This is a genomic window from Candidatus Pelagibacter sp. Uisw_099_02 (genome assembly GCF_047727625.1).
In the GTDB taxonomy this organism is placed as follows: Bacteria; Pseudomonadota; Alphaproteobacteria; order Pelagibacterales; family Pelagibacteraceae; genus Pelagibacter.
This window is the reverse complement of sequence record NZ_CP159822.1, coordinates 405918-418588: the sequence shown is the minus strand read 5'-3', so window position 1 is coordinate 418588 and position 12671 is coordinate 405918. Positions and strand designations below refer to the sequence as shown.

The window sequence follows — 12671 nt, the reverse complement described above, 5'->3', positions numbered from 1 at the left end:
ACGGTGGTTAAAAAAAATCAAGGTTAATTTTACAAATATTGTGGATTTAACTTATTTTTTATTAAGAATAGAAGGAATATTGCAATTAATGTGTATGAGCCTGAAGCTAAGGCAATTTGTTCAATCGAAAAACTATTATCGATCAATATTCCAAATAGAGCTGTTCCAAATGCCGTTGAAAATACCATGAAAGCTGTTGTTAGTGCTTTAATAGAACCGATATATTTAACTCCATAAATTTCAGCCCAGGTAGCAGAACCCAAAACGTTAGCCAAGCCATTTGATATACCGATTAAACCTAGGAAGACATAAGATGAAAATGGTGAATTAAAATAATAAAGTACAAATGTAGCAAATAATAATGGAATGTTCATGTAGATTAATAACTTCCTACTTGTAAATTTATCAATCAAGAACCCAGACAAAAATAAAGTGATCACTGATAAAATAGAGTACACCATAAAGGATTGAGCTATTACATAGGGTCCCCATCCTTTAGATGACACTATAAATGATTGATAAACAAATGTACCTGTTGCAATTGAAGGCATCGCTAACATGGTTATGCAAATAATATAAAATCTATAATCTTTTAATACCTCACTTCTTTTCCATTGTTTAATTTCTTTTGTCTTAACCTCATTAAGACTTACAGTTTCTCTTGAATCTAACTTGATATTTTTTACTAATGAAAAAGTAATAATTGGCAACACTACAATGACAAAAATTGAAATAACTATCCAAATATTTCTCCAATCAACAAAAGTTAATAGAAAGATAATCAATAATGGTAGAATAAATTCGGCTAAAGATAAACCAAGCCAAGTTATACTTAGTGCTCGTCCTCTAGTTTTTTCAAAAAATCTTGATATTGTTGTAGTTGCGGTGTGAGACATTAGTCCTTGTCCTGATAATCTCATTAAGAAAATTGATAGAAACAAGAAAACGACTGATGAAATTTTAGAAAATAAGAAACAAGAAATGGCTAGTAAAGCAATAACATAAGATGCAAATTTTAAGATATTAAAGTCATCAATTTTTTTTCCAATCCAAACAAGTATAAAACTACTTAATAAAGTTGCAGACGCATATATTGATCCAAATTGACCGTGCGTGATATAAAGTGCGTCTCTTATGCTTGAATTGAATAAACCAAGAAAAAAACTCTGTCCAAAACTTGAAAAAAATGTAAATATAAATCCAAATAAAATTACTTTAAAATTCAAACTTTTAAACATAGGAAATAAAATTTATGTCTTGTAATGTTGCTTTCATTGGTCTTGGTGTCATGGGTTATCCAATGGCTGGTTATATATCAAAAGCTGGTCACAATGTAACTGTTTATAATAGAACTTCTTCAAAAGCAGATAAATGGGTCGCAGAATTTAAAGGATCAAAAGCCAATACTCCTGCAGAAGCAGCAGAAGGTGCAGAGTATATATTCACATGCGTTGGAAATGATAACGATCTTCGTGAAGTAACTTTTGGTGATAATGGTATTTTTAAAACAATTAAAAAAGGTGCTATCTATATTGATAACACTACAGCTTCTGCAACAATCGCAAGGGAGATTTATGAATTTGCAAAAAAAAATGGATTCGGATCATTAGATGCACCAGTATCAGGTGGTCAAGCTGGTGCAGAAAATGGTGCACTAACTGTTATGATTGGTGGTGATCAAGCTGATTTTGATAAAGCTAAAGATAAAATTGATTGCTATAGCAAAAAGATGAAATTATTAGGTGGTGCAGGAAATGGTCAACTAGCAAAAATGGTTAATCAAATTTGTATCGCTGGTCTAGTTCAAGGTTTATCAGAAGCGATTAACTTTGGAAAAAAAGCTGGTTTAAATATGCAAGATGTAATTGAAGTTATATCTAAAGGTGCTGCTCAATCTTGGCAAATGGAAAACAGGTACAAAACGATGATTGATGATCAATTTGAATTTGGTTTTGCAGTTGATTGGATGAGAAAAGATCTAAAAATTGCAATGGATGAAGCTAAAAATAATGGCTCTCTCTTACCTGTAACTGAGGTTGTTGATAAGTATTACGGCGAAGTTCAAGAGATGGGTGGAAACCGTTGGGACACTTCTAGTTTGATTAGAAGACTTAGTAAATAATCTATAATGCAACCAACATACTACGAAGATTTTGAAGAGATCAAAAATAAGATCTGGTCAATGCTAGATAATGCTATCAAAGATAGAGGTTCTCAATTTAGAATTCCAGTATTTATTTGTGGTGGCCAAGATGACTTTGATGGAAGAATTGTAGTCCTTAGAAAATCAGATCGAGAAAGTAGCTTAATACAATATCATAGTGATATCAGATCAGATAAAATTGCTAAATTAAAAGCAAATAAAAATGCGGCAATATTATTTTATGACAAGGATGAAAAGATTCAAGTTAGGCTTAAAGTTGAATGCACCGTTAATCATGAAAATGATATTACAAAACAATCTTGGTTAAAAACAGGTCATATGAGTAGAAAGTGTTATTTAGTAGACAACGGACCAGGAACATTATCTGAAACCCCTACTTCAGGGTTAAAACCTGAGTTAGATAATTTTGAATTTACAATGGAGCAAAGTGAGGTGGGATATAAAAACTTTACTGTTATTCAATGTAAAATTAAAAGTATTGAGTGGCTTTATTTAGCAGCTAAGGGTCACCGTAGAGCTAGATTTGATTTAGAGAATAACAAAGATACTTGGTTAATTCCTTAATAAAAACTAGCTTTTACATCTCCAAATGCAGATGATGTAACTTCAATTAATTTTTTATCATTTATTGGAACAGGAAAACCATAAGCACCTGTTAAAATTAAATCACCTTTTTTTAGATAATTATTATTTTTAGCTTGCTCATTAACTAACCAATTTAATTCAGATAACATATCAACTGGCCATACTTTGTTATTCCAAGTATCAATAATTTCATTATCATAAATAAGCTTAAGATCAGTTTCAATTTTTTCTATTGATAGTTTTGTTTCTGGTCCTATGACCACCCCGGCATGTATCGCATTATTTGCAAGTAGTTCTGCACCGTATGGCTCGTTTCCATGAAAGACTAAGTTGTGAATTTCTATTAAGGGATAAATTCCTTCAATTGACTGAATTATATAATCAAAAGATGCTAACTCAAGTTTGATATCACGATTTAATATAATGCCAAATTCAGCTTCCATTGCAGGATTTGTGTAATCTTTTTTGACTAATCTTACGCCACTAGCATATAATTCACTTTTCCAAAGGTAGCCATATGCTGGTTGAGTAAACCCCATTTTTTTTTGAGTATCTTTTGAAACACAGCCTATCTTATAACCAATAATTTGATCTCCTCTCTTCACTCTCAGTCTCGCAACGTTTGACTGAATAATTAGAGCATCTTCATTAGTTATTTTGATTTTATCTTTAAAAATTGAACTAGGATTTTTATTATCATAATCCTCTAAAATTTTATTTGTAAATATATCTAAATCTTTTTTAGAAAAGTTACTCATTACAGTTTTAAAATACTGATTTAGAATATTTTTTCCAGTTATCCTGGTAGTGAATAGCATTTTCAGTGATTGATTTTGCTTCTTCACCTGAGACTTGTCTTACAATTTTACCAGGAGATCCAACAACTAGAGAATTATCAGGGATGATTTTATTTTCAGTGATCAGTGCTTTAGCCCCTATGATACAATTTTTCCCAATCTTTGCTCCATTTAAAATTACAGCACCAATTCCAATTAAAGAATTGTCATCAATTGTGCAGCCATGAAGCATAACTAAATGACCAATAGTTACATTTTTACCAATTTTTAATGGGTAGCCTGGATCAGTGTGCAATACACTCCCATCTTGAACATTTGAGCCTTCGCCTACATGAATATTTTCAACATCACCTCTTAAGGTAACATTAAACCAAATGCTGGTATTTTTTTCTAAAGTAACATCACCAATGATAGATGCGTTAGATGCAGACCAATTATCACCTAAATTTTTAACTTTTTTATCTTCCAAATCATAAAACATAACTTATATATTAATATAACATGCCGTTAAAAACTCCAATATGTGATTTCGGACAAGCTGCTAAAAGCTTTGAATTAAAGTCCACTAATAACGAAATTATTAAATTAAATGACGTTAAAGGGACAAATGGAACTTTGGTTATGTTTATTTGTAACCACTGTCCTTATGTAAAAGCAGTCATTAAAGACATTGTTGAAGATTGTAAAAATTTAGAAAAAATTGGAGTAAAAGCTGTGGCTATTTCAGCAAATGATCCAGTAAATTATCCTGAAGATAGTTTTGAAAATATGATTGAGCTTGCAAAAAAGCATCAGTTTAGTTTCCCTTATCTATTTGATGAAACTCAAAATGTTGCAAAAAGTTATGATGCAGTATGCACTCCTGATTTTTTTGGATACAATAATAATTTAGAATTACAATACAGAGGTCGAATAAGAGAATTAGACAATTTAAAACCAGTAAGAGCTGGTGATAGTGATTTATTTACAGCAATGAAACATATAGCTGAAACGACCAAAGGTCCTGAAACGCAAATTCCAAGTGTTGGCTGTGGTATTAAATGGTTAGATAATTAATGTACTTAATAGTTACAAAAACATTTCCTCCAGAAGTTGGGGGTATGCAGAATTTAATGTGGGGGTTGGCTAACGAACTTTCAAAACATTACATGATAAAATTATTTGCAGATTATCATGAAAATCATAAATTATTTGATGAGCAAGTTTCTTTTTCTATAGAGCGCGTTGGAGGAATAAAACTTCTTAGAAAATACAGAAAAGCTCAATTAATTAATGAATTTATTAAAGAAAATAAAATTGATGGTATTATTGCTGATCATTGGAAAAGTTTAGAACATCTTAAAACTAATAAAAAAAAGATATGTTTAATCCATGGTAAAGAAATTAATCATGAGAAAGGTACCTCTCTTAACAAAAGAGTATTAGAGGTTTTAGGTAATGTTGAAACTATCGTTGCTAATTCTGAATATACTAAAAATTTAGCTATTTCATTGGGTGTTCAGCAAGATAAAATTATAGTTATTAATCCCGGTGTTGACCCTGTTGAAGAATTGGATAAAAAAACTTTAGATAAAGTAGAAAGCTTATTAAAACATAAATTTCCAAGACTTATTACCGTTTCTAGATTTGATAAAAGAAAAAACCATGAAAAAGTAATCATGGCGCTTCGAAATTTAAAACAGATTTATCCTAGTATTATCTACATTTGTGTGGGTAATGGAGATGAAGAGGAAAATATTAAAAAATTAGTAGCAGAACTAGGTCTTCAACCTCAAGTGATGTTCTTTAAAGATATCTCTAATGAATTAAAAAATGCACTAGTTGCTAAATCAGATATTTTTGTCATGCCTTCAGTTGTTAATAAAAAATCTGTTGAAGGGTTTGGGATAGCTTATGTTGAAGCGGCTCAATATGGATTGCCTTCTCTTGGAGGAAAAGATGGAGGTGCAGCAGATGCAATCGAGCATGAAAAAACAGGTTTAATATGTGATGGTAATGAATTAGATGAAGTTTACTCATCAATTAATTTAATGTTAGAAAATAATAAACTCCATGAGTATGGAAAAGCTGCCAAAGAAAATTCTGCTAAATTTAAGTGGAGTACGATTATTGAAGAATATAAAAAAATTCTAAACTAAATCTTTTTATTCTTAATTGTTTTATAAATTTGCCATCCAACAATTAGAATTGTAATTCCTATTATTATAGCGGTAAGAGGTCTGTCCCATAAAAAAGTCCAAGATCCATCACTTATTAATAAAGATCTTCTTAAGTTTTCTTCCATTAATCCACCAAGGACAAAGGCTAATATGAGTGGTGGCATAGGAAAATCATATAAGCGCATAAAAGTTGCAACAACAGCTATTCCAATCATTAAATAAATATCAAAATTATTAAATGACATTACGTAAATTCCTGTAATTGAAAAAAATAGAATAAGTGGAATTAAATAATTTTTAGGTACTGCGAGTATTCTTGCTATGTAAGGTATCAAAGGTAAGTTTAGAATAAGCAACACTACCATTCCAATGTACATGGACATAATAACTGACCAAAAAATTTCAGGATTAGTTATATAAAGTCTGGGCCCTGGTTGAATTCCAAATCCTAATAAAGCACCAAGCATTACAGCAGTAGTCCCACTTCCAGGTATTCCTAAAGTTAGTAGTGGAACAAAAGCTCCAGAACATGCTGCATTATTTGCAGTTTCTGGTGCAGCTAAACCATGAACACTACCTTTGCCAAATTTTTCTTTTTCTTCATCACTAACAAAATTTCTTTCCATTCCATAAGCTAGAAATGAAGCAATAGTTGCTCCAGCTCCTGGTAAAACTCCAATTAAAAAACCAATAACTGAGTTTCGAGGAATAGCTTTTAACATTTTACCTCTCTCTTCTTTATTAATCTTAATTGAACCTAGTTCTGTTAATGAAACTTGTTTTGCAACAGCAGATGGATCATTTCGTTTTAAAATAATTGTTAAGGCTTCACTCATAGCAAAAGTTGCCATTACAACTAAAACGAAACTTATCCCATCAGATAAATTCATATTATTAAAAGTAAATCTTGTAATATCAGATAAAGAATCTTGTCCAACTGATGCCAACATTAAACCTAGAACAACCATCATCATTGCTTTTAAAAATTGCCCCTTTGATGAAAAAGCTGCAATTGCTGTTAAACCTAAAATCATTAAAGCAAAATAGTCTGGTGATCTAAAGGATAAACTTACTTTAGATAAGCTTGGTGCAAGAAATAATAAATATATTGAGGCAAGTGTTCCACCTGCAAAAGAACTCCAAGCAGCGATCGCTAATGCTTTTCCAGCTTTACCTTGTTGAGCCATAGGGTAACCATCAAATGAAGTTGCAACAGTTCCAGGAACACCTGGAGCATTTAATAAAATTGATGAAGTTGATCCACCAAATACCGCACCATAATAAACACCTGCCATTAAAATTAATCCAGTAGCAGGGTCAAAACCATAAGTGATAGGTATCATTAATGCAATTGCCGTCATTGGTCCAAGACCGGGTAGCATCCCAATGATGGTTCCAAAAAAACAACCAATCATAACCATAAATATGTTTTGAAATGTGAGAGCTGTTTTTAAACCAATTAAAATTCCTTCAATCATCCCATAACTCCAATTAGTTTTAAAAATGGATCTCTTAAATAAATTTCAAGTACTCCATGTAAAAGGTACATAAAAGCACCAACAAAAGGGAAAGAGAGTAAAAATATTAACTTCCACCTTCTCTCACCTAACGCATAATAAGAAGACGCTAAAAATAGAGAGGTTGTTAAAAAATAACCTACTTTTAATATGGTTGCTCCATAAATAATGGCTATAATCACAAGTATAGCTGTTTTTTTATACTCTAAATTATTATGATCAACTTTTATAGTATTACGCTCTGGTAAAATAATTTTTAAACCAGAAAAAAATAAACCTGCATAACCTAAGTAAATTGGAAACGTTCTGGCATTAAAAGGTGCATTTTCATCAAATGAAAAAACTTGAATTTGATACGCGATATATAAATAGAATGCTGAGAAAATAAAAAAGAGCAGTGATATAATTTTAGTAGTATTTATATTCACTGCTCTAATTTTTGAATAATCCTAAAGGATTATATAACTCCTAATTTCTTCATAAGAGCTGTCATTTCTACAGTTTGTGCATCTAAGAATTTAACAAAATCCTTATCTGAGTTATAAATATTAACCCAAGCATTTCTTTTTCTAACAGCTTCCCATTCAGGAGTTTTCATAACTTTACCTAGCATTTTAGATAGAGCTTTTTTATCTTTATTACTCATATTTGGAGGTCCAAAAAATCCTCTCCAGTTTACGAACTGAACATCATATCCTTGTTCTTTTAGAGTTGGTGCATCCGGTGCATCAGCTACTCTTGAAGGAGCAGTGATACCAATAATTCTTACTTGGTCTCTTGCACCCATAAGTTCACCTAAACCTGTAGAGATAATTTGAGTTTCTCCAGATAAAAGTCCAGCTAACGCTTTTCCACCAGCATCATAAGGAATGTAAGCAACATCATTTGGATTAGCACCAGCAGCTTGGAAAGCTAAAGCACCAATTAAATGGTCCATACTTCCTCTTACTGATCCACCAGCCATTTTGATAGAGCTTGGATTCTTTTTGTATGCATCAACTACATCTTTAAAGTTTTTATAAGGTGAGTTTTTTGCAACTGCAATCGCACCGTAGTCACCAATTACACCAGCGATCGGTGTAACATCTTTATAGGATAAAACTCCAGATCCTGTAACATAACCTTCGTGTCTAGTAATAGATCTTAAAACTAGAGGTGTAGATTGTACTAAAATTGTATTTTTAGGTTGAGTGTTAATCATGAAAGCTAAAGCTTTTCCACCACCACCACCTGACATATTTTCAAATGATGCACTTTTTAACATTCCTGATTTTGTTAAAGCTTCTCCAGTACCTCGAGCAGTTCCATCCCATCCACCACCAGCACCACCACCAATTACGAAATGGATTTTATCCATTGCGATTGAATTTGTTGCTGTTGCAGAGAATAATAGAATTACTGAGAATAATACTGAAACTAATTTTTTAATGTTTTTCATTATATTCCTCTATTGTTAGTTTTTAATATTTGCAGTTAATTACAGTATCATTATGAATGCAAGTTATCGTATTGGTACAACTTGACGTTGATTTTTTTTCTTGCTTAAATGGTGAGCATTCTCTTTAATGTTTTTATAATAAAAAGAATAGATATCACTTATTGGGAGAATTTATTTTCTACTATCTTTTTTAAGGTAAGTGATAAAAGAATATTTGTTAATGAAAAATTCTTCTATTCAATTTAATTCCTCTAACATTAAAGAATTATTTTCTAAAAAATTTCTATTAGTCATTTTAATTTCAATCCCAAGTGCAATTGTAGCTGACTATTTTGATATCCCATTAGCATGGATGCTTGGTCCTATGCTTGTAATTTCAATTGCAGCATTAAGTGGAATAAAAACTAAAATGCCAAAACTAGCTTTAAGTTCAATTTTAATAGTTCTTGGGCTTCATATTGGAAATTATATCGATCAAAATTTAATCAATCAAATGACTGAATGGGTGTGGACTTCAATAATAATGTTTGTCTATATTTTGATAAGTATTTTAATTGTATCTAAATATTTACAAAAATTTTCAGACTATAATGTCAAAACTTCTATTTTTTCAGCAGCACCAGGTGCTTTAGGACCTTTAATGATATTGGCTGAACACGAAAAATCTGATTTATCACAAGTTGCTACATCACATTTAATTAGGTTAATTATAATAATAACTGTCATTCCTTTTTTTGTTGTTAATTATTCAACAAATGAAGCTCTAACAATTGAAAAATTTAATTATCTTGATCAAAACCATTTTCATCTTTTAATTCTCTTAATAGGTTCGATATTATTGATTTTCTTATTTGATAAAATTGGTGTGCCTGCTGCATTATTATCTGGGACATTAGTTGCAAGTGGAATTTTACAAATATCTGAAGTTGCTTCCTATAAACTACCAGATGAAAGTATAAATTTTTGTTTGCTTATTTTAGGTGCCTCAGTTGGTTGTCGTTTTGCAGATAAATCATTAAAAGAAGTTGCTGGTAATTCTTTTCATAGTTTGGTTGCAACTGTAATACTGGTAACACTTGGATTGTTCGCTGCAATTGTTGCAACATATTTTGTTGATACCAATTTCTTAACTTTACTTTTATCTTTTTCTCCTGGAGGAATCTATGAAGTAGCAGTTATTGCAATTGCTTTTGATTTAGACCCTAACTTTGTGGCATTTCATCATATTATTAGATTGCTAATGATACTCTTCACTGTTCCTATAATATTGAAAATTATTGGTAAAAAATTAAATTAATATTTTTTCTAATACTTTACCTGCGCTTAGTTTTTCTAAATCATCAACTTGTATTGCTTTAAAATTTTCTCTTTCAATACTAACTTTAAAGGCTGTTGTATGCTTACCAAATAAAGCAATTCCTTTTACTCCAAGATGAGCAGTCATGTGAGCTGGACCTGTATCATTTGCAATAACAAATGAACTTTCATTAATCAAACTTGCAAGTTGGGAGATATCTAAAGCTTTACCTTTATCTAAAATTGAAACAGCATTAATGTTTTTCGCATCATCAATTTCAGATGGTCCAGGTGCAACTACCACTTTAATTTGGTCTCCATATTTAATTTTAATTAACCCTATTAGTTCATTGTAATGGGGCCATTTTTTATGAGTTAGATGAGCTGAGCAAAAAGGAAATAATACAATATATTTATCTAAATTAAATTCTTGTTTAATATTATTAATGTTAGTTACAGCCCAATTAAAGTTAGGTTTCATAGTGTGTTCAGTTTTAGTTCCAGAAGTTTTAAGTTGATGATCAAATCGATTTAAAACAGGTTTTCTATCAAATTCTATTTTTAGGATATCTATAGGTAAAGTTGTTTCAGAACTAGACCATTTATCAGATTTCGCTTTTGTGAATAAGATATTTTTATAAAAAGTTGTCCTAGATGAGTTTTGAAGGTCATATATTTTTTCAAAATTGAAATTTTTTAATATTCTAGTTAATTGATAAAGGTAAATAAGATTAAACTTTGATAACCTTTTATCTAATATGACATTATGTATAAATGGATTTTTTTTAAATAATTCAAAATATGGCTTTGTAGTTAATAAATGTATCTGGTCTTTTTTATGATTTTCATAAATATCTTGAATTGCACCACTTGCTTGAGCTATATCTCCAAGTGAACCGTGTTTAATAATTAAAATATTAGACATATTTTTAACAAGTTAGCATACTATAAATTTTTATGAATAAAATTCTAGTCGAAGTATCTGTTGGAGAACTTTTAGATAAAATTTCTATCCTTGAAATTAAAAAAGAAAAAATTAAAGACTCTGAAAAACTAAAGTTTATCAATGATGAGTATAGTATTTTAAAGGGTCAATTAGAGCAAAATGTAAAATCTGATGATAAACTTAATAATTTATTTCAATCTCTAAAAGAAATTAATGCTAAATTGTGGGTTATTGAAGATGATAAAAGAATATGTGAAAAAAATTCTGATTTTGCAGAAAACTTTATAAAACTTTCAAGAGATGTTCATTTCCTAAATGACGATCGTGCTAAAATAAAATTAGAAATTAACAATCTTACTGGCTCTAAAATTAAAGAAATTAAAGAATATACCTCTTATTGAAAACTATATTTTTTTTCTAAGTATTTTATCAAATTGTGAATTAAAAAAGTCATAAACAAATAAATTGCTCCAGCTGTAATAAATATTTCCAATGGTTTGTATGTAGTGGAGACAATGTGCTTAGCAACACCTGTAATATCCATCAATGTAACAGTGCTTGCTAGAGAAGTGCCCTTCATCATTAGTATAATTTCATTACCATAAGCAGGCAAAGACTGTCTAATAGCAACAGGTATTTGAATTTTATAAAAAATAATTTTATTTGAAATTCCTAAACTTTTACCTGCCTCAATAATTCCAGGTTTAATAGTTTGAAAAGCTGATCTTAAAATTTCAGATGTATATGCACCAGTATTTAATGCAAATGCTATTATTGCACACCAATATGGTTCCTTAAAAATAACCCAAAGAAAAGTTGTTCTAAAGTATTCTATTTGTCCAAGCCCATAATAAATTATAAATATTTGAACTAATAAAGGTGTACCTCTAAAAATATAAGAATAAGTATAAGCAAATCTATTAATAATAGAATTTTTACTTAGTCTTAAAATTGCAAATAACAAACCAATAAATAAACCAATTAATAGTGATGCTGATAATAATTTTAAAGTTATAACTGCTGCGCTCAATAATTTTGGTAAGCTCGAAGCCATTAATCCTAAATCCATTAAAATCCCCTACTATATTTAACTTCAAGCCTATTAATCAATTTCATGCTTAAAAAAGTTAACATCAAATATAAAACTGCAGCAAAAGAATAAAAAAATAATGGATCTCTCGTTGATCCTGCTGCAATATATGATTGTCTCATAATCTCAACTAAACCAGTAACAGATATTAATGATGTGTCTTTTAAAGTTATTTGCCAAACATTACTTAAATTAGGAATTGCTAGTCTTAGCATTTGAGGCATTATTACTTTTAAAAAGTAAATATATTTTTTTAATCCTAAAACTTTACAAGCTTCAAACTGACCTTTGTCGATCGATTGAATTGCTCCTCTGAAAACTTCCGTTGAATACGCTCCTGAAATTATACCAATTGCAACAGATCCTGTAATAAAAGCATTTATTTCTATATATTCATTATAGCCAAATATTGATGCCACATACATTATTGCCCCACTTCCACCGAAGAAAAAAAGGTAAATTACCAATAACTCTGGAACACCCCTTATGACAGTAGTGTAAGAGTTAGCCACAAGATTTAGAAATTTATTATTTGATAGTTTGAGGGGTGTAAAAATTGCTGAAAATAAAAAACCTATTACCATTGCTGTAATTGAAACAGCAATAGTCATTAGAGTTGCATAAAACAACTCATCTCCCCAACCAGTTTTTCCGAAAGTTAAAAGATCCATTATCGAAA

General features: G+C 30.2%; 15 protein-coding genes. 6 read left to right on the top strand and 9 right to left on the bottom strand.

The window, feature by feature from the left end:
- Window positions 1–29: 29 nt before the first annotated feature.
- A complete protein-coding gene (locus ABXT47_RS02210) occupies window positions 30–1238 on the bottom strand; it encodes an MFS transporter (RefSeq protein ID WP_415309119.1) in 1209 nt (402 codons plus the stop codon).
- A 14-nt stretch (window positions 1239–1252) separates the two neighbouring features.
- Between ABXT47_RS02210 and ABXT47_RS02205 the strand changes: the two genes are divergently transcribed.
- Together ABXT47_RS02205 and ABXT47_RS02200 are read left to right on the top strand one after the other, a co-directional pair.
- Window positions 1253–2122 carry an NAD(P)-dependent oxidoreductase gene (locus ABXT47_RS02205; protein ID WP_415309118.1) on the top strand — a complete coding sequence of 290 codons (870 nt, stop codon included), beginning with the start codon at window positions 1253–1255 and terminating at the stop codon, window positions 2120–2122.
- 6 nt (window positions 2123–2128) lie between these two features.
- Window positions 2129–2728, top strand: a complete 600-nt coding sequence (locus ABXT47_RS02200; RefSeq protein WP_415309117.1) for a pyridoxamine 5'-phosphate oxidase family protein — start codon at window positions 2129–2131, stop codon at window positions 2726–2728.
- Here ABXT47_RS02200 and ABXT47_RS02195 read toward each other — a convergent pair.
- Both ABXT47_RS02195 and ABXT47_RS02190 read right to left on the bottom strand, forming a co-directional pair.
- Window positions 2725–3507 (bottom strand): fumarylacetoacetate hydrolase family protein, encoded by a 783-nt coding sequence (locus ABXT47_RS02195; RefSeq protein WP_415309116.1) that lies wholly within the window; start codon window positions 3505–3507, stop codon window positions 2725–2727. The genes ABXT47_RS02200 and ABXT47_RS02195 overlap by 4 nt on opposite strands.
- Before the next feature lie 7 nt (window positions 3508–3514).
- Window positions 3515–4027 (bottom strand): gamma carbonic anhydrase family protein, encoded by a 513-nt coding sequence (locus tag ABXT47_RS02190; protein ID WP_415309115.1) that lies wholly within the window; start codon window positions 4025–4027, stop codon window positions 3515–3517.
- A 20-nt stretch (window positions 4028–4047) separates the two neighbouring features.
- Between ABXT47_RS02190 and ABXT47_RS02185 the strand changes: the two genes are divergently transcribed.
- Both ABXT47_RS02185 and ABXT47_RS02180 read left to right on the top strand, forming a co-directional pair.
- Entirely contained in the window at window positions 4048–4602 is a 555-nt protein-coding gene (locus tag ABXT47_RS02185) for a thioredoxin family protein (protein WP_415309114.1), read from the top strand.
- Window positions 4602–5684 carry a glycosyltransferase family 4 protein gene (locus tag ABXT47_RS02180; protein WP_415309113.1) on the top strand — a complete coding sequence of 361 codons (1083 nt, stop codon included), beginning with the start codon at window positions 4602–4604 and terminating at the stop codon, window positions 5682–5684. The genes ABXT47_RS02185 and ABXT47_RS02180 overlap by 1 nt, the downstream gene beginning before the upstream one ends.
- On the opposite strand, the gene ABXT47_RS02175 is transcribed toward ABXT47_RS02180, so the two are convergent.
- Genes ABXT47_RS02175 through ABXT47_RS02165 form a run of 3 tightly spaced genes read right to left on the bottom strand, consistent with a single transcriptional unit; the run spans window position 5681 to window position 8660 of the window.
- Complete coding sequence (locus tag ABXT47_RS02175; RefSeq protein WP_415309112.1) at window positions 5681–7183, bottom strand: tripartite tricarboxylate transporter permease; 1503 nt, start codon at window positions 7181–7183, stop codon at window positions 5681–5683. The two genes, ABXT47_RS02180 and ABXT47_RS02175, sit on opposite strands and share 4 nt — an antisense overlap.
- A complete protein-coding gene (locus ABXT47_RS02170) occupies window positions 7180–7650 on the bottom strand; it encodes a tripartite tricarboxylate transporter TctB family protein (RefSeq protein ID WP_415289891.1) in 471 nt (156 codons plus the stop codon). Before ABXT47_RS02170 ends, ABXT47_RS02175 begins: the two co-directional genes overlap by 4 nt.
- A gap of 29 nt (window positions 7651–7679) precedes the next feature.
- The gene (locus ABXT47_RS02165) at window positions 7680–8660 is read right to left on the bottom strand and encodes a tripartite tricarboxylate transporter substrate binding protein (protein ID WP_415309111.1); all 981 of its coding nucleotides are present in this window, start codon (window positions 8658–8660) and stop codon (window positions 7680–7682) included.
- A gap of 220 nt (window positions 8661–8880) precedes the next feature.
- Here ABXT47_RS02165 and ABXT47_RS02160 point away from each other — a divergent pair, with 220 nt between their 5' ends.
- On the top strand, window positions 8881–9957 hold the full coding sequence (locus tag ABXT47_RS02160; protein WP_415309110.1) for an AbrB family transcriptional regulator: 1077 nt from the start codon (window positions 8881–8883) through the stop codon (window positions 9955–9957).
- Here ABXT47_RS02160 and ABXT47_RS02155 read toward each other — a convergent pair.
- Entirely contained in the window at window positions 9949–10881 is a 933-nt protein-coding gene (locus ABXT47_RS02155) for a glycosyltransferase family 9 protein (protein ID WP_415309109.1), read from the bottom strand. The two genes, ABXT47_RS02160 and ABXT47_RS02155, sit on opposite strands and share 9 nt — an antisense overlap.
- A 32-nt stretch (window positions 10882–10913) precedes the next feature.
- Between ABXT47_RS02155 and ABXT47_RS02150 the strand changes: the two genes are divergently transcribed.
- On the top strand, window positions 10914–11303 hold the full coding sequence (locus ABXT47_RS02150; RefSeq protein WP_415309108.1) for a DUF6165 family protein: 390 nt from the start codon (window positions 10914–10916) through the stop codon (window positions 11301–11303).
- On the opposite strand, the gene ABXT47_RS02145 is transcribed toward ABXT47_RS02150, so the two are convergent.
- Window positions 11297–11971, bottom strand: coding sequence for an ABC transporter permease (locus tag ABXT47_RS02145; RefSeq protein WP_415309107.1), 675 nt, complete (start codon window positions 11969–11971; stop codon window positions 11297–11299). The two genes, ABXT47_RS02150 and ABXT47_RS02145, sit on opposite strands and share 7 nt — an antisense overlap.
- Window positions 11971–12663, bottom strand: a complete 693-nt coding sequence (locus ABXT47_RS02140; protein ID WP_415309106.1) for an ABC transporter permease — start codon at window positions 12661–12663, stop codon at window positions 11971–11973. The genes ABXT47_RS02145 and ABXT47_RS02140 overlap by 1 nt, the downstream gene beginning before the upstream one ends.
- Between the last annotated feature and the right edge of the window lie 8 nt (window positions 12664–12671).

Coding starts and splice junctions, on each gene's coding strand:
- ABXT47_RS02210 (WP_415309119.1), bottom strand. CDS start 1,238: ATGTTTAAAAGTTTGAATTTTAAAGTAATTTTATTTGGATTTATATTT.
- ABXT47_RS02205 (WP_415309118.1), top strand. CDS start 1,253: ATGTCTTGTAATGTTGCTTTCATTGGTCTTGGTGTCATGGGTTATCCA.
- ABXT47_RS02200 (WP_415309117.1), top strand. CDS start 2,129: ATGCAACCAACATACTACGAAGATTTTGAAGAGATCAAAAATAAGATC.
- ABXT47_RS02195 (WP_415309116.1), bottom strand. CDS start 3,507: ATGAGTAACTTTTCTAAAAAAGATTTAGATATATTTACAAATAAAATT.
- ABXT47_RS02190 (WP_415309115.1), bottom strand. CDS start 4,027: ATGTTTTATGATTTGGAAGATAAAAAAGTTAAAAATTTAGGTGATAAT.
- ABXT47_RS02185 (WP_415309114.1), top strand. CDS start 4,048: ATGCCGTTAAAAACTCCAATATGTGATTTCGGACAAGCTGCTAAAAGC.
- ABXT47_RS02180 (WP_415309113.1), top strand. CDS start 4,602: ATGTACTTAATAGTTACAAAAACATTTCCTCCAGAAGTTGGGGGTATG.
- ABXT47_RS02175 (WP_415309112.1), bottom strand. CDS start 7,183: ATGATTGAAGGAATTTTAATTGGTTTAAAAACAGCTCTCACATTTCAA.
- ABXT47_RS02165 (WP_415309111.1), bottom strand. CDS start 8,660: ATGAAAAACATTAAAAAATTAGTTTCAGTATTATTCTCAGTAATTCTA.
- ABXT47_RS02160 (WP_415309110.1), top strand. CDS start 8,881: ATGAAAAATTCTTCTATTCAATTTAATTCCTCTAACATTAAAGAATTA.
- ABXT47_RS02155 (WP_415309109.1), bottom strand. CDS start 10,881: ATGTCTAATATTTTAATTATTAAACACGGTTCACTTGGAGATATAGCT.
- ABXT47_RS02150 (WP_415309108.1), top strand. CDS start 10,914: ATGAATAAAATTCTAGTCGAAGTATCTGTTGGAGAACTTTTAGATAAA.
- ABXT47_RS02145 (WP_415309107.1), bottom strand. CDS start 11,971: ATGGATTTAGGATTAATGGCTTCGAGCTTACCAAAATTATTGAGCGCA.
- ABXT47_RS02140 (WP_415309106.1), bottom strand. CDS start 12,663: ATGGATCTTTTAACTTTCGGAAAAACTGGTTGGGGAGATGAGTTGTTT.